At 49.8% G+C, this 15,325-nt stretch carries 14 protein-coding genes and 2 pseudogenes; 10 read left to right on the top strand and 6 right to left on the bottom strand.

Features of this window, described 5'->3' with window-relative positions:
• Positions 1-540 precede the first annotated feature (540 nt).
• Together CSR04_RS14040 and CSR04_RS14035 are read right to left on the bottom strand one after the other, a co-directional pair.
• Positions 541-1,704 (bottom strand): serine hydrolase domain-containing protein, encoded by a 1,164-nt coding sequence (locus tag CSR04_RS14040; RefSeq protein ID WP_102796934.1) that lies wholly within the window; start codon positions 1,702-1,704, stop codon positions 541-543.
• 612 nt (positions 1,705-2,316) lie between these two features.
• On the bottom strand, positions 2,317-3,630 hold the full coding sequence (locus CSR04_RS14035) for an aminotransferase class V-fold PLP-dependent enzyme (protein ID WP_102796933.1): 1,314 nt from the start codon (positions 3,628-3,630) through the stop codon (positions 2,317-2,319).
• A 294-nt stretch (positions 3,631-3,924) separates the two neighbouring features.
• On the opposite strand from CSR04_RS14035, the gene CSR04_RS25420 reads away from it, so the two are divergent.
• The 4 genes from CSR04_RS25420 to CSR04_RS14015 all read left to right on the top strand — a co-directional run bounded on the left by CSR04_RS25420 (position 3,925) and on the right by CSR04_RS14015 (position 5,622).
• Positions 3,925-4,059: a YciI family protein gene (locus CSR04_RS25420; protein ID WP_281259793.1), complete on the top strand. Its 135-nt coding sequence runs from the start codon at positions 3,925-3,927 to the stop codon at positions 4,057-4,059.
• 48 nt (positions 4,060-4,107) lie between these two features.
• Positions 4,108-4,659, top strand: a complete 552-nt coding sequence (locus CSR04_RS14025) for a YdeI/OmpD-associated family protein (RefSeq protein WP_102796931.1) — start codon at positions 4,108-4,110, stop codon at positions 4,657-4,659.
• Positions 4,660-4,720: 61 nt separating this feature from the next.
• On the top strand, positions 4,721-5,278 hold the full coding sequence (locus tag CSR04_RS14020) for a DUF4287 domain-containing protein (RefSeq protein ID WP_102796930.1): 558 nt from the start codon (positions 4,721-4,723) through the stop codon (positions 5,276-5,278).
• A 59-nt stretch (positions 5,279-5,337) separates the two neighbouring features.
• Entirely contained in the window at positions 5,338-5,622 is a 285-nt protein-coding gene (locus tag CSR04_RS14015; protein WP_102796929.1) for an Rdx family protein, read from the top strand.
• Positions 5,623-5,647: 25 nt separating this feature from the next.
• On the opposite strand, the gene cmoB is transcribed toward CSR04_RS14015, so the two are convergent.
• Entirely contained in the window at positions 5,648-6,616 is a 969-nt protein-coding gene (gene cmoB, locus CSR04_RS14010; RefSeq protein WP_102796928.1) for a tRNA 5-methoxyuridine(34)/uridine 5-oxyacetic acid(34) synthase CmoB, read from the bottom strand.
• A gap of 51 nt (positions 6,617-6,667) precedes the next feature.
• Positions 6,668-7,399 carry a carboxy-S-adenosyl-L-methionine synthase CmoA gene (gene cmoA, locus CSR04_RS14005; protein ID WP_102797085.1) on the bottom strand — a complete coding sequence of 244 codons (732 nt, stop codon included), beginning with the start codon at positions 7,397-7,399 and terminating at the stop codon, positions 6,668-6,670.
• A gap of 151 nt (positions 7,400-7,550) precedes the next feature.
• On the opposite strand from cmoA, the gene CSR04_RS14000 reads away from it, so the two are divergent.
• Positions 7,551-8,477: a M14 family metallopeptidase gene (locus tag CSR04_RS14000; RefSeq protein ID WP_102796927.1), complete on the top strand. Its 927-nt coding sequence runs from the start codon at positions 7,551-7,553 to the stop codon at positions 8,475-8,477.
• A gap of 15 nt (positions 8,478-8,492) precedes the next feature.
• Here the strand turns inward: CSR04_RS14000 and CSR04_RS25525 are convergent.
• Together CSR04_RS25525 and CSR04_RS25520 are read right to left on the bottom strand one after the other, a co-directional pair.
• A pseudogene (locus CSR04_RS25525) lies at positions 8,493-9,095 on the bottom strand (EAL and HDOD domain-containing protein); the annotation flags it as partial.
• A gap of 108 nt (positions 9,096-9,203) precedes the next feature.
• Positions 9,204-9,716: pseudogene (locus CSR04_RS25520) on the bottom strand (EAL and HDOD domain-containing protein); the annotation flags it as partial.
• A gap of 445 nt (positions 9,717-10,161) precedes the next feature.
• Between CSR04_RS25520 and pheS the strand changes: the two are divergent.
• From pheS to CSR04_RS13970, 5 genes are all read left to right on the top strand, one after another.
• Complete coding sequence (gene pheS, locus CSR04_RS13990; protein ID WP_102796925.1) at positions 10,162-11,142, top strand: phenylalanine--tRNA ligase subunit alpha; 981 nt, start codon at positions 10,162-10,164, stop codon at positions 11,140-11,142.
• 14 nt (positions 11,143-11,156) lie between these two features.
• On the top strand, positions 11,157-13,544 hold the full coding sequence (gene pheT, locus CSR04_RS13985) for a phenylalanine--tRNA ligase subunit beta (protein WP_102796924.1): 2,388 nt from the start codon (positions 11,157-11,159) through the stop codon (positions 13,542-13,544).
• Positions 13,545-13,548: 4 nt separating this feature from the next.
• The gene (locus tag CSR04_RS13980) at positions 13,549-13,845 is read left to right on the top strand and encodes an integration host factor subunit alpha (protein ID WP_102796923.1); all 297 of its coding nucleotides are present in this window, start codon (positions 13,549-13,551) and stop codon (positions 13,843-13,845) included.
• A 250-nt stretch (positions 13,846-14,095) separates the two neighbouring features.
• Entirely contained in the window at positions 14,096-14,329 is a 234-nt protein-coding gene (locus CSR04_RS13975) for a DUF3912 family protein (RefSeq protein ID WP_146027177.1), read from the top strand.
• Positions 14,330-14,392: 63 nt separating this feature from the next.
• Complete coding sequence (locus CSR04_RS13970) at positions 14,393-15,325, top strand: YbgA family protein (RefSeq protein ID WP_102796921.1); 933 nt, start codon at positions 14,393-14,395, stop codon at positions 15,323-15,325.

The raw sequence follows: 15,325 nt of genomic DNA, 5'->3' as shown, positions 1-15,325 counted from the left end.
ATCACATGTAAATAAGTGGAATAGATAGCCACATTGTAACCACGCTAATATAGCTGGTGGTCTTATGTTCGTTAAACTTCTTTATGAGACAGTAAGTTACTGTTTTTATTGTTACTTTGGCAGGATTTAAAATCCCTCGGCGGTAACGCCGTGCCGGTTCAAGTCTGACCCAGGTAACCATTTAAAATCAAATTCTTAGCTATAAATTATTGCCCATCCTGTAGTTTTACTATCTACCATTGGAACCTATGCTGAATTGCTCAGGTCAAAATGTAGTCAGTTGAGTGAAGTGTTATCTATACAGGAGAATGCCCGTGAAACTCGATTTGCAATATAAAAGCTTTAGATTAAGAGTTTCTTTAGCTTAGGCCTGGGTCACGGCCGTGGCCGTGACCCAGCGAGCACCAGAAGCCGCGGCTGCGGCTTTATTATTGTTAAGACGGCAAAATCGTTTAACCAACAAATACCCCATTACTGCGTACTTGTTCTTTCTTCTCTTCTTTTCCGTGTTCTCTGTGCCTCTGTGGTGAATCCAAGCTTTTAGTCCAAAGTCTCAGCAAACTTAACCAACCGCTCACCAATCATAGCGGTACGCAAAAAATAGCCTGAATTACTCAGCACAACCACCACGGTGTTATGCTGTAAGTCGCGCCAGTAAAAATTATTAAACGCCTGCCACACCCCATAACTACTAACCCGCGGAAAATCCTGAACATTCCAGCCAAGTCCCGGCACAATAACTTGACCTGCGACTTTTTCCTCCACCCATAAACCATTGTCTAGCCGGGTAGGTTGATAGGCCTGCTGATAAATCTCTTTGGGCAACAGAGTACCGTCCCGCAGGGCCTGATCCCAGATAACCAAGTCGTGCGCACTAGCATAAATATTGCCGTCACCGGCCACGCCATCGAAATGATTTAGATCCTGTTCCACGGCGAGACCAAAGTAGAAAAACTGTTTGCTAAAACCATAGGCCCGGTCTTTTAACTTGTCTGTATTAACGCATTTATTGACCACCGCGGTGCTATTCATACCCAGCGGCGCAAAAATGTCAGACTGTAAATAATCAGAAAAAGACTGACCCGTAACCCGGCTGATAACTTCGGCCAACAATACATAGTTGCTGTTGGAGTAGTCGTCCTGTTGCCCTGGTGTGAATTTAAGCTTTTGTGCCGGCGCGGCCAGCCAGCTAATCAGGTGCTGCGGGGTGAACACTGTTCTTTGCTTCTTTAATAACGCTGCTAAGGTGCGGCTGCGGGCATAGTCTGGTATGCCAGATATATTTTTCAGCAGATGATCTAAGGAGACATGCTGATAGTGGCTAAGCTCCGCAATATGTTGGCTAACAAGATCCTGGCGTGACAGCCGTCCTTGATGTTCGAGCATTAAAACGGCAAAGGCGGTGATATGCTTGGATACCGAGGCGAGATTAAAGGCCGTAGTGTCACTGATAGGCTGCCCATGAATATTGGTGTTGCCGATATTGCGCTGAAACAGAATATTGCCGTTTTGCGCAATTACTATACTGCCATTGAATTTGCGCTGATGGGCCAGGGCATCTAACCACTGTGACAAGGCCTGGTGCTTTGTGTTTGGCGTGGCTTGTTCCACCGCACTAAAATCGGGCAGGCTTAGTACCCGGTATTCAAAAAAGATAAACAGACCCACTACCAGCGCGACGACTGCCCCGGCAATTAGCAGCATAAAACCCTTCCCTGTATCTGATGTTTAAGCAGACAGTCTACTATTTAGGCAATTGCGATGATGTAAGTCTTTGTGCAGATGTATGTTGTTGGCGAGCTTGGAAATATTGCCCAGGTGGTAATTAAAAAGGCTTCTCGCAAAGACGCGGAGGCGCCAAGAACAGCACGCTGAGGGTTAACACTTCAAACTCCGTGTTCTCTGTGCCTCTGTGGTGAAACATGATTATCCAGTTGCAATAAAGCAACAAAGGGCAGAAGCAGGATATTTGTCACCGCAGAGTCGCCGAGTTCACAGAGAAAATCAGGAGTGAAATCAAATGATTTTTTAAAAATTCTGCGCTCTCTGCGCCTCGGCGGTAATCAAAAAGTCTTCTCGCATAAACGAGGAGGTGTGAAAACCGCTCGCTAAGGGGTAACACTTCAAACTCCGTGTTCTCTGTGCCTCTGTGGTGAAATATGATCATCCAGATGCAATAAAACAACTAACGGCAGAAGCAGGATATTTGTCACCGCAGAGTCGCCGAGTTCACAGAGAAAATCAGGAGTGAATTCAAATGATTTTTTAAAAACTCTGCGCTCTCTGCGCCTCGGCGGTGAACAAGCCATTAACACCTCAAGCCAGTGCAGCAATTGCAGCCAAAGCCCGCTCTATTTCCTGTTCATTATTAATCAGACTGGGAGCAAAGCGCGCATAAGATTGTCGGTAAGGGGTTGCGCTCATAATAATCCCCTTACTGTGCAAGGCCTTTACTACATCATCTGCTGACATACCTTTTACATCAAAACAAACCAGGCCGCTGGAAAGCCCGGGATCCATCGGGGTATAAAGTGTCACATGCGGCATCTTGGCCAGACCCTGTTTGGTCTGACTATTAAGTTGATGAATGCGTTTTTGCACATTGGCCTTGCCCAGTTGCAGATGCAAAGCAAAGGCCTGGGGTAAGGCCCAGCGATGCTCAAACGAATGAAAACCACCAGGTGACATATGTTCACCAATCGGCACCTGGTCCTGGCTGCTGTTGCCCAACCACACATCGTATGACTGACTAAAGCTGGGGATAACCGCATTACTGCTTTGCCAGGCCCGTCCGTTGCCCCAAATCACGCCGGTGCCACGAGGGCCAAAGATCCATTTATGGGTACCAGCAATAAAAAAGTCACAGCCCAGTTGGCTGATATCCTGATCTTCAATACCAAAACCATGTACGCCGTCCACTAAAAACAGAATCTGTTGTGATTCACTGCGTTTGGCATTGATTTTTGCTATGGCATCGGCCATGGCACGAACAGGTAATTTAACTCCGGTAGAGGAGTGTACCCAGGTGACTGCCACGACACGGGTCCTGTCTGAAATACCGGCTTTTAAATTTGCCAGCACTTCTGGTTCGCTAACCGCTGCGGGGTGTTTATACAGTGCAATACGTTTGACCTTGGCACCGGTGCGGTCGGCGCGCAGTTGCAACGACAAATCGGTAGAGTAATGGTCATGTACGCTTTGCAGAATTTCGTCATCGGCGGCCAGTTTCAGGCCGCTGTATACCAGTGCCAGCCCCATAGTGGTGCTGTCGGTCAGGGCGATTTGTTCAGCCCGAACCCCCATATAGCCGGCGGCACTTGCACATATTTGCCCGTCTATAGTCATAAAATGAGCGTGCCAGTAATCTGCCGGGTTACTGTCAAAGGCACGCCGGTGTGCCTCAATGGCATCGGCCACGGGTTTGGGGTGTGACGCCAGTAGAAAAGTGGCCAGATGAATATAGTCATAGGTGAGCGGAAACAGCTTTCTCAGCCCCTGCCAATCTGCCGGGGCAATAGGGGGAGTCACACCGCTCTGCGGTGGCTGCGTATTGTCTGCCAGGGTCAGCTGACTCAGGCTGGTGGCGGCAACGGCCAGGCCTGCTCCAGTCAGAAAAGTGCGGCGATGCATCATAGGCTCCAACAGGAATAACCTATCCAGTATAGGAGAACCAGGCGAACATGATGTGTTTTAAGGCGTGGCACTGGTTTGTACAAAGGATGGGCCCAAGATACAGTTAACGGCATAGTCTGCGCAGCGGTTTGTATAGCGTCGCAGCTATTGCACTTCTCAACCGGAGCCTGAACATGAACAGGGTTTATCTGTTGCTGATAATATTGTTAAGCTGGCCGGCCCTGGCGGGTGAACAACCGCCATCGCCGTTATTTGTGGTGCATATTGAAACCGGCCCAGCCTGGCGCAGTTATGTGCCGCCTGGTATTTCGTGTGGCCTCAGAGCAAGAAGCGAAAGCGATCATGGATGCCGATCCTGGGGTGAGTGGCGGAATTTTTAACTATCGTGTCGCGCCACTTAGTGTTTTCTACCCCTGGCAACAGTGAGTTAATATGGGCTGTGCAACAAGAGGGTGAACAAGAATGGAGGTAAAGATGGAACAACAAAATAGCCTGGCAAAATTTCAGGCCAAATTGCGACAAGCCAATACGTCAGATAACGAGCCCTGGGCTTTTGTGGTATTGCCGATGGCGGTGAGTGACATTCTGCCCAGGCGGGGCCGTACCAGCATAGAAGGCACAGTGAATAACGCGCCTTTTACCGCACTATTGGAGCCGGATGGTAAGAAAAGCCACTGGCTGCGTATTGATCAAAAACTGATGCAGGCTGCCGGTGTCACCATGGGCGATGAAGCTGAGTTTAAAGTCAAACCCGTGGAGATTGAACCAGAACCAGAACTTCCAGCTGACTTACAGGCCGCGCTGATATCGGCGCCCGAGGCGATGGCCACCTGGCAGGCCACCACCACATTGGCTCGCGTGGATTGGATCCACTGGATCACCACGGCTAAACAGGCCAAAACCCGTGCAAAGCGCATCAGTGATGCCTGCGATATGCTGGCCAGTGGTAAAAAACGTGTCTGCTGTTTTGATCCTTCCGGGTTTTACAGTAAAGCCTTGTCTGCACCCGAGGCCATCCCGGACTGATAAACCATAACAACAATGGCGAGCTCTTTTCTATACTGCATATAAACAACAGGAGCGAATAATGGCCGATATGCAAAAGGCGCTGGCAACCCAGCTTAACAATATTGAAGAACTTACAGGAAAGTCGCTGGATGAACTTAAGGCCATTATTAAACAGAGCAACCTGACCAAGCATACCGAGATTGTTAAAATGCTAAAGGATGTGTTCGCTCTGGGCCATGGACACGCCAATACCCTGGCGCATTTTGCCAAGGAAAGTACGACAACAGCCGCAAGTGAATCCAACCCACTGGATGCCTTGTACACCGGACCTAAGGCGGCCCTGCGTGATATTCACGACAGCCTTTTGCAGCATATGAATCAGTTTGGCCCGTTTGACACGGCAGCAAAACAAAAATATGTCAGCTATCGTCGCAACAAGCAATTTGCCATGATTGGACCTGCCACCAATACCCGGGTAGAACTGGGGTTGAATATAAAGGCCTTGCCAGAATCCCCACGTCTTGAAAAGCTACCTGCCGGGCAGATGTGCCAGTATCGGGTTAAGCTTAGCCATCCAGAACAAGTGGACGATGAAGTGATTGCCTGGATAAAAGCTGCATACGACAATGCGGGCTAAGAGTGCGGTCCGCATCCCGGCTATTGAATACGCCAGATCACCGTCCATAAAGAGAAAATATGGCAAAAGTTGAAATCAAATATTGTACCCAGTGCCGCTGGTTGCTGCGTTCTGCCTGGATGGCGCAGGAACTGTTAAGCACGTTCGAACAGGAAATCACCGAGCTGTCACTGCTTCCTGCCAGCGGCGGTATTTTTGAGGTAAGCGCCAATGGGCAATTGGTATGGAGCCGAAAACAGCAGGGCAGATTTCCGGAGATTACCGAACTAAAGCAGGCCGTGCGTGACGCCATTGCACCGGATAAGTCACTGGGCCATGCCGATAAAAAGCCGTCAGCTGTATAGAAATTAGTCAAGCAGCAATGAGTGTCTAGGCTGTGGCAATAGTGACAGCGCGCACCGGTGCGGGGTAGCCTTCAATGGTCTTGCTGGGATCTTCAGGGTCGAGAAAGTCTTTGAGTGAATGGGTGGTCATCCACTGGGTACTGCGCTGTTCATCGACGCTGGTGGTGGACACATCCACGGTGCGAATATGTTTAAAACCCAGGCGTTGCAACCAGCTTTCCAGCGCCTTTACGCTGGGAATAAACCAGACATTACGCATTTGCGCATAGCGCTCGCCGGGCAGAAAAACCTGGTGCTCGTCACCCTCTACTACCAGGGTTTCCAGCACCAGCTCACCGCCTTTTCTGAGCAGACTCTTAAGCTGCTGCAAAAAATCCAGCGGGCTTTTACGGTGATAAAGTACGCCCATGGAAAAAACCGTATCAAAACTGTTAAGGGCCGGTAAGGCTTCGATACCCAGGGGTAACTGGAAGACCTGCTGATCCTGAATAAAGTGCTGCATGATCAGAAACTGCATCAGAAACAACGGGTAGGGGTCCACCCCCACCACCAACTCAGCACCCTGACCGCGCATACGCCACAGGTGATAGCCACTGCCACAGCCCACATCCAGCACACTTCGACCGGCAAGGGGGCTTAGATGCGGTAACACGCGATCCCATTTCCAGTCAGAGCGCCACTCGGTATCCAGGTGAATACCATGCAGGTGAAAGGGGCCTTTGCGCCAGGGTTTGAATTGCTGCAACAAGCCAATTATCTGTTTCTGGGTGTAGTCATTGATATCCGCCGCACTGCCAATACGTACCTGACTGAGCAAGTCTACGTCTGCAGGGGAGGTGGCAGGGAGTTTTGCCAGCAGTTTTTGCCATTTGTCCAGGTCGGCTTTGTTTTGCCCTTGCCAGTCTGCCAGTTGGGCGGGCAGCACTTCCAGCCAGTGACTGTGTGATGTACCGGCAATGCGGCGGTAAAACTCCTGAAACTGTTGCATGCTCAACCTTCTGACTTACTGCTGTTGATACGACTTAGAAACCAAGCTGTTGCACCATTATTTAATGGCCACCAGTGACGCAAAATTAAAGCACTTAAACCACAGCAGCACATCACTGAAACCTGCCTGCTTAAGGCGTTGTTCGTGCTGGCTGAAACTGTCGGTGAGCATCACATTTTCCAGCGCTGTACGCTTCTGGCTGATTTCCAGTTCGCTGTAACCATTGCGGCGCTTAAACTCGTGATGCAGCTCAATCAGAAGCTCATTGCCAGCTTCGCTGGGGTGACGGATCTTTTCCGACAAGACCAGAATGCCACCAGGATTCAGCCCCTGATAAATACCTTGCAAGATATCCAGGCGCTGTGGTGGTGCAATAAACTGCAGGGTGAAATTCATCACTACCATAGCGGCATTGGTAATGCGGATATTCTGTAAATCATCACATACCAGTTGAATCGGCACGTCGGACTTAAACGCCTGAATATGTCGCTGGCAACGTTCGATCATGGCCTGGGAGTTATCCACGCCGATAATCTGACATCCCGGGGCCTGAATATAGCGACTGGCGGCCAGACTCACCGCGCCAAGGGAACAACCTAAATCATAAAGTTGTGCGCCGGCCTGCATATATTTGCCAGCCATCTGACCAATCGCATCCACTATGGTGCTGTAACCCGGTACCGAACGCTGGATCATATCCGGGAACACCTCGGCCACATTTTCGTCAAAGCGAAAATCAGAAACTTGTGCCAGCGGGCTGGAATAGATGGCGTCTTTACCTGATGAGATCATGCTGTAAGGGGCTGATTTAAAAAGGGCGCTTATTCTAGCCTAAGGCGTGTGTAATAGCCATGTTATGACAGGGCGGAGGATGACACTGTGTGCGTATTTGCTACCATAGGCGACCATAAATATATGGCTAACTTGGTAATCAATAAAAATGAATGCAGCAGCACACCCTTACCCTATAGGTACACCAGGCACGCCCTGGAATAACAGTGACAAACAGCAATGGCTGGCGCTCCAGTCGGTAAAGCGCAGTTACCAGACTGATGTTGTTCAGCCGCTAGAGACCATGCAGTCGAGGTTAGCACTGCTGCAATATGGACAATTGCAATACGGTGCTGCGACCTACCCGCTATTTGCGCTCAAGTCCGCTCAGTGGCAAAGCAACAAGCCGGTGGCGCTGATTACCGGTGGTGTACATGGCTATGAAACCAGCGGTGTACATGGTGCTCTGCGTTTTGCACAAGCGCATGCCGATGACTATGCCGGACAAATGAATCTGCTGATTGTGCCTTGCATCAGCCCCTGGGGATACGAAACCATTAACCGCTGGAACCCATCAGCTATTGACCCTAACCGCTCTTTTTATGCCGAGAGCCCGGCGGGAGAGTCGGCTGCGCTAATCAAACTGCTGGGCACGATCGCTGAGCCGATCCTGTTGCATATTGATTTGCACGAAACCACCGATACCGATAATTCTGAATTCAGACCGGCATTGGCGGCTCGTGACGGCACTTGCCATGACAACTGGAATATTCCGGATGGCTTTTATCTGGTAGGAGACAGCCACAAAGCGGAAGCGGATTTCCAGCGCGCCGTGCTGGATGCGGTTGAAAAGGTTACCCATATTGCCGATGCAGATGAAAACAATCGGTTGATTGGCTCACCACTGGTGCAGCATGGGGTGGTGAATTATGACACCAAAAAGCTCGGGCTGTGCGCCGGTGTCACCGATGCCAGATGGGTAACCACGACTGAAGTTTATCCTGACAGCGACAACGCCACCCCTGAGCAATGTATTGTGGCACAGGTGGCGGCAATACAGGGGGCGCTGGGATATATGCTTAGGCAGATGGCGTAACGCTGTGCGACAGGGTCAGACGGTATTGGTTTCAAAATCCTCTGACCATTTTATCGCTCTGGTGTAGAGGTCGGGTAACGGCTCTTCTTTGATATTCAGAGCCGAACAGCCTTTTTGTGTCCAGAACCAACTGCCGCTTTCGTACGCTTTTACCAGTTCAAGAATGGAACCAAGCATACCAGGCTCTGCCAACAGGGCCTGTTTAACGTCTGCTTCCAACGGCAGTCTTTCCAGCACTTTGTCCATTGGCGAGCCGAGCAGGGCGTCCACCAAAGAAAACAGGCCGGTTAGAAATGCCATACCAGATAAGCCTGGTGCGGTTTTTTCACAGACCAGCTCACAGAATCGGGCGCGTAGAATGGACATTCGGATCAGTTCCAGTGGCTTGTTATTGCCACCCAGATGCGCCGTGGCAATTAAGCAGATAAACTTTCTGGCTTGCTCTTCACCCAAATAAATCAACGCCTGCTTAATCGAACTAATTGGCTCGCGTACGTCAAACAGCCCTGAATTAATAAAACGCAATAACTTGTATGACAGAGACAAATCGCGTTCAAAATACATGGCCAGCTTGCTGTAACTGAAATTGGGTTTAAGTACTTCCAGATAAATCGCCAGGATCATATGGTGCTGAGCTTCGATGTCCTGATGCTCCAGCATTTCCGGTACGCAAAAAAAGTAGCCCTGGAAAAAGTCAAAGCCGAGATCCTTGGCTTGTTCAAACTCTTCGTGGCTTTCAATTTTTTCCGCCAGGAAACGCACGCCTTTGCGACGGCGCAGGGTTGGCAAAATATTAGCGATTTCAGCAAAGCTGGTGCGACGAATATCGAATTTGATCAGCTTGGCGAAATTAAGAAAACGCTCCCAGTCCGGATGATAAACAAAATCATCCAGTGCAAACCGGTAACCCGCATGGAAGAGGTTCCGGCAGGCCTGGTAGATCTCATCACTGGGTTCCACATCCTCCAGTACCTCAATCACAATATCACCCGGGGGTAACAGTGCCGGCGTCTGATCCAGCAGGCTTTGCTGGGAAAAGTTAATTAAGGCCTTTTTATTGCGGCTTAATGTCTTAAAGCCCAGATTCAGGTGCTGATTCAAAACCAGCCGACTGGTGGCGACGTCAGGTTTGACATGGCGGGGAAAGACATTTTCAATGCCGTCGCGGAAAAACAACTCATAGGCCACGGTTTGTTGCCGTCGGTTAAGAATTGCCTGCCGTGCTGTGTAGACTTTCATACTGATAACTGATCTTCCTGTTACCGGGACTCATACCGCAAGAATGGAAGGCTTCCTGCAGGCAACAAACTACCCGGTTTAGCGCCCATGAGGCGCTTATTGCGAACAACACAGAACAAACCTAAGGGTGCTCTGATCACAAACGGGCCGGATTGTACATGAATATACCTGGCTATCAGGTCCGTCCTGGTTAAAAAACCTCCAGCCTGGTTGAAGCTCTCGCTAAACCTATCATAGCCGCTATATTTGCCTATCTGTGCCTGTTTACATTCTAAATGAATCGACTCAAGCTTTGATTCAGAGCTTAACCTACTTATTTTTAGCCCTTTTTAGGGCATTTACCTAGCAGTAAAAATACACTTTCGTGTAGAATTCGGGGTTTTATTCTCTTGTACACAGCACATTGCTGTGGTGCAAAGCCAGATGCATTGAAATTGAGGAAAACATGGATCTTGAAGCCATAAGCAAAGAGGCTGCAGCATTGGTGGCAAATGCCACCGATATGGTCGAGCTGGATAAGGTCAGGGTCGAATTCCTGGGTAAGAAAGGCAAATTGACCGAGCTGCTGAAAGGCCTGGGTAAATTGTCTGCCGAGGAACGTCCTGCTGCCGGTGAACAAATCAACAAAGCCAAACAACAGATTCAGCAGATGATCCATGCGCGTTCTGAATTACTGCGCCGTCAGGAATTGGATGCGAAATTGGCTCAGGAGCGTGTGGATGTGACCCTGCCTGGTCGCGGCAAGGCCAGCGGTGGATTGCATCCGGTCAGCCGCACCATCGAACGTATCGAGAGCTTTTTTACTGAGTTGGGTTTCTCGGTTAAGTCCGGTCCGGAAATTGAAGATGGCTTTCATAATTTTGATGCCCTGAATATTCCTGCGGATCATCCGGCCAGGGCTAATCATGACACTTTTTACTTCAATCCTGATTTGATGCTGCGTACTCAGACGTCCGGCGTGCAAATACGCACCATGGAAGCGCAAAAGCCACCACTTAGGATCATTTCGCCAGGACGGGTCTATCGTAATGACTACGACCAAACCCATACCCCGATGTTCCATCAGGTTGAAGGGCTGATGGTGGATAAAAATGTCAGTTTTGCCGACTTAAAAGGCATCCTCAGTGATTTTGTGCGTAACTTCTTCGAAGCCGATCTGGAAGTCCGTTTCCGTCCGTCTTATTTTCCCTTTACTGAGCCGTCGGCTGAAATGGACGTGAGAACCAGCAGTGGCAAATGGCTGGAAGTTCTCGGCTGCGGTATGGTGCATCCTAATGTACTGCGCGCTGTCAATATTGACCCTGAAGAATATACAGGTTTTGCCTTTGGTATGGGGATTGAGCGCCTGACTATGCGTCGCTATGAGGTCAATGACCTGCGCGCTTTCTTCGAAAACGACCTGCGTTTCTTGAAACAGTTTAACTAGGAATAAATAGCAGCATGAAATTCAGTGAAAAGTGGTTAAGAGAATGGGTTAACCCTGCTATTTCCACCGAGGCGTTGTCTGAGCAGTTATCCATGGCCGGCCTGGAAGTCGATGGTGTGGAAGCCGTAGCACCAGACTTCAGTGGTGTACTGGTGGGGGAAGTGGTGGAATGTGGCCAGCATCCTGATGCCGACAAGTTACGCGTAACTAAAGTTAGCGTAGGTGGTGATGAATTATTAGACATCGTTTGCGGTGCCCCCAACTGCCGTCTTGGCTTAAAGGTAGCGGTAGCTGTGGTTGGTGCAGTACTGCCGGGCGATTTTAAGATTAAGAAAGCCAAACTGCGTGGTCAACCGTCTCATGGCATGCTGTGTTCTGCGTCAGAGCTGGGTTTATCAGAAGACCACGATGGCATTATTGAGCTGCCACTCGATGCACCAATCGGCCAGGATATTCGTGATTATCTGCAGCTTGACGATGTCACTGTCGAAGTGGATTTAACCCCGAATCGTGCCGACTGCCTGGGCATCAAAGGCCTGGCCCGTGAAGTGGGGGTGTTAAACCAACTGGCGGTAAACAGCCTCGCCATCAACCCGGTTGAAGCAACGACTGATGTTAGTCGCAATATCGTGCTGGACGCACCGCAGGCCTGTCCTCGCTATCTTGGCCGGGTGATTGAAAACGTCAACATGCAGGCCAAAACCCCAACCTGGATGAAAGAGCGTTTACGCCGTAGCGGTGTGCGCAGCATTGACCCGGTGGTGGATGTGACCAACTATGTATTGTTGGAACTGGGCCACCCAATGCACGCTTTTGACAATGATGTTCTGCAAGGTGACGTGCATGTCAGGCTGGCCGACGATAAAGAAAAGCTGGTATTACTGGATGGCGAAGAAGTTGAACTGGCGTCAAACACATTATTGATTGCCGATGAACAAAAAGCCCTGGCCATGGGCGGTATTTTTGGTGGTAAAGCCTCTGGCGTTACCGCTTCGACCAAGCATATCTTTTTGGAAAGTGCGTTTTTTACCCCGGAAGCCATCAAAGGGCGGGCTCGCCAGTATGGTCTGCACACTGATGCGTCGCACCGTTATGAGCGTGGGGTGGATTATAAGTTGCAGCGTGATGCGATGGAGCGGGCCACGGCACTCCTTTTGTCTATCGTCGGCGGTCAACCTGGCCCCGTGGTCGAAGCGGTCAGTCAGGCAGACTTGCCCACCGATAAGCGCGTTGAACTGCATCGGAACCGATTGGATCGCTTGATTGGTATTCATATCGATAGCGATAAAGTCACAGATATTTTCCAGCGACTGGGTCTTGATGTCACTTATGCTAACGATACCTGGACAGTGGATGTGCCCAGCTACCGCTTTGATATCGCTATTGCCGAGGATTTAATTGAAGAAGTGGCCAGGGTTTATGGCTATCACAATATTCCTTCGGCGTCGCCCATCGGGCGGTTGGAAATGTCCAGTCATCGTGAACAATCCACGCCACTGATGTTGATGAAGCAGCGTTTGGTCAGCCTGGGTTTCCAGGAAGCCATTACTTATTCGTTTGTTGACCCGAAGGTACAAAAAAGTCTGTTCCCTGACTTTGATGCCTTGGAACTGCCGCATCCCATCTCGGTTGAGATGTCATCCATGCGGCTAAGCCTGTGGCCAGGCTTGCTGCAGGCGGTTTCTTATAACCAGAAACGTCAGCAAAGCCAGATTGCGCTGTTTGAAACCGGTTTGCGTTTTTTGCCTGATGCCAGCGAAGCGGCTGGTGTGTCACAACAGCCGGTAATAGGTGGTGTACTGGCAGGCCAGCGACAGGCAGAACATTGGGATATGGAGACTACCGCGGTTGACTTCTTCGATGCCAAGGCCGCAGTGGAAGCCTTGATCGCCACCACTGCAGCGCCACAGGAATTTAGCTTCCAGGCTATTGAACACAGCGCTTTGCACCCTGGTCAGGCTGCAGCCGTTTTGCGCAATGGCAAGCAAGTGGGACTGCTTGGGGCGGTGCATCCACAGTTTGAAAAAGAGCTTAAACTGAATGGCCGTACCTATGTGTTTGAGCTTGAATTAGACGCGCTGAGTGAGCGTCGTTTACCCCAGGCCAGGGAGATTTCCCGCTATCCTGCCAATCGCAGGGATATTGCATTGCTGGTGAAGGACAGCCATACTGTCGCTGACATACTTGCTTGCATAGAAAAATTTGGTGGAAATCAGCTAGTTGGCCTAAACTTGTTTGACCTCTACAGAGGAAAGGGCATTGCGGATGGGTATAAGAGCCTGGCGATTTCCTTAATACTGCAGGACCCAGCGAGAACCCTTGAAGAGCACGAGATTCAAGCTGTGGTAGAGAAAATTCTGGCCGCGTTGTCAGAGCAATTTGAGGCATCTCTGAGGGATTGAGTTTATGGCGCTGACCAAAGCCGATATGGCTGAACATTTGTTCGAAAAGCTGGGCATCAATAAACGCGACGCAAAAGATATGGTGGAAGCCTTCTTCGAAGAGGTCAGGGAAGCTCTCGAATCAGGTGAACAGGTGAAGTTGTCCGGTTTCGGCAACTTTGATCTGCGCCAGAAAAATGAGCGTCCCGGGCGAAACCCCAAGACTGGTGAAGATATTCCGATCAAAGCCAGGCGTGTAGTGACTTTCAGACCCGGGCAGAAGCTTAAAAGTCGGGTTGAGCATTCCAAACCGCTGGACTGATGACAGGAAGAACGCAGGGTAACTCCTGCGTTTTTTTATGCCGTCATAGGTATGGATTGATATATCAGGATATGTGAATGCATATCCAATTGGCCTGTGGTTTTTGTCGGTTTAGATTAAAATTAATCGCAGTGCAGCCACTCCTTTTTGTCTGGTCCCAGACAAATGCGAATTGCAATTTGAACTGGATGTTGTTGAACCTGAGTTGTCAGGGGCGGCATCCGAATAGTGATTTTTGTATGAGGTTCGCATGCCACTACCTAAAGCTCAGGTCGATTTACCCAGCCCGCCAGCCAGTTTACTTGGACGCTGTGTGTATATTAAACGCGGCCCCTATCAGGGACGCAAAGCCAAAGTATTGCGCCAGATTAACCCTGACAGTTATCAGATTGGGGGAGAAGATCTGGGGGAACATCTGATTATGGTTAACCGGGATCAAATCATTGCCGGGCGGCGCAGTAACAGGAAAAAACGCGCTAAATAGCCATTGATCCCAAACCGCTAATCTAGCGTAGTACTAGGGGTATGTAATCAACGAGGTTAAACCATGCCCCGAATTGGCGTAAGCGCATGTGTGATGGGTGACAAAGTGAGGTATGACGGTGGTCATAAGCAAAGTACCTTTGTAACCCGTCAGCTACATGCTCATGTCATCTTTCAACCAATTTGCCCCGAAGTCGGCATTGGTCTGCCAGTACCAAGGCCGACTATACATTTGCGCGAGATGGCGGATGGCCTGCATCTTACCGATTCCCGCAATGGCATGCTTGATCATACCGAGGCACTGCAATCTTTCTTTATTCAGCAATTACCTAAGCTGGAAAAATTGGATGGCTATATTCTGGCGGCCAAAAGCCCCAGTTGTGGTATGGAACGCATTAAAGTCTACGATGAGAACGGCCAGTTATTGCACCGCCAGGGGCAGGGATTGTTCGTGCAGCTACTGCACAAGCATTTTCCGCATCTGCCCATGGAAGAGGATGGGCGACTGAATGATGCAGGTTTAAGGGAAAGTTTCATCACCCGGGTCTTTGTGTATCAGGAATTTCGCGATAAGGTGATGAACAATCCCAGTGTGCATGGACTGGTGACCTTTCACAGTCGGCATAAACTATTGGTGATGGCCTATAATCCGCAGCTTTATCAAGCATTAGGCAGATTAGTGGCCAAGGCAAAAGGCGCTGAGCATACAACGGCAGAAGCCTACCTGGCGCTGATTATGAAAGCCTTGTCCAAACCAACCAACCGGCGCAAACATACCAATGTACTGATGCATATGCAGGGGTACTTTAAACGTCATCTCAAACCGGCTGACAAGCGGGAACTCACCGAGCAAATTGAACACTTCAGGTTAGGCCAACTGCCGTTGATGGCCCCCATTACCTTGCTTAAGCATCATTTACGTCACTTTCCTAACGACTATTTAGCGCAGCAATCGTATTTTTCTCCCTATCCGCAGGAATTGGGATTGAGGGCCTGA

The sequence above is a fragment of the Bowmanella denitrificans genome (assembly GCF_002887595.1).
GTDB classification, from domain to species: domain Bacteria; phylum Pseudomonadota; class Gammaproteobacteria; order Enterobacterales; family Alteromonadaceae; genus Bowmanella; species Bowmanella denitrificans.
This window is presented reverse-complemented; position numbering and strand designations above follow the sequence as displayed.

Bases quoted from the DNA above. Each gene is read 5' to 3' on its own strand.
- CSR04_RS14040 (WP_102796934.1), bottom strand. From the start codon at position 1,704: ATGCTGCTAATTGCCGGGGCAGTCGTCGCGCTGGTAGTGGGTCTGTTT.
- CSR04_RS14035 (WP_102796933.1), bottom strand. From the start codon at position 3,630: ATGCATCGCCGCACTTTTCTGACTGGAGCAGGCCTGGCCGTTGCCGCC.
- CSR04_RS25420 (WP_281259793.1), top strand. From the start codon at position 3,925: ATGTGCCGCCTGGTATTTCGTGTGGCCTCAGAGCAAGAAGCGAAAGCG.
- CSR04_RS14025 (WP_102796931.1), top strand. From the start codon at position 4,108: ATGGAACAACAAAATAGCCTGGCAAAATTTCAGGCCAAATTGCGACAA.
- CSR04_RS14020 (WP_102796930.1), top strand. From the start codon at position 4,721: ATGGCCGATATGCAAAAGGCGCTGGCAACCCAGCTTAACAATATTGAA.
- CSR04_RS14015 (WP_102796929.1), top strand. From the start codon at position 5,338: ATGGCAAAAGTTGAAATCAAATATTGTACCCAGTGCCGCTGGTTGCTG.
- CSR04_RS14000 (WP_102796927.1), top strand. From the start codon at position 7,551: ATGAATGCAGCAGCACACCCTTACCCTATAGGTACACCAGGCACGCCC.
- pheS (WP_102796925.1), top strand. From the start codon at position 10,162: ATGGATCTTGAAGCCATAAGCAAAGAGGCTGCAGCATTGGTGGCAAAT.
- pheT (WP_102796924.1), top strand. From the start codon at position 11,157: ATGAAATTCAGTGAAAAGTGGTTAAGAGAATGGGTTAACCCTGCTATT.
- CSR04_RS13980 (WP_102796923.1), top strand. From the start codon at position 13,549: ATGGCGCTGACCAAAGCCGATATGGCTGAACATTTGTTCGAAAAGCTG.
- CSR04_RS13975 (WP_146027177.1), top strand. From the start codon at position 14,096: ATGCCACTACCTAAAGCTCAGGTCGATTTACCCAGCCCGCCAGCCAGT.
- CSR04_RS13970 (WP_102796921.1), top strand. From the start codon at position 14,393: ATGCCCCGAATTGGCGTAAGCGCATGTGTGATGGGTGACAAAGTGAGG.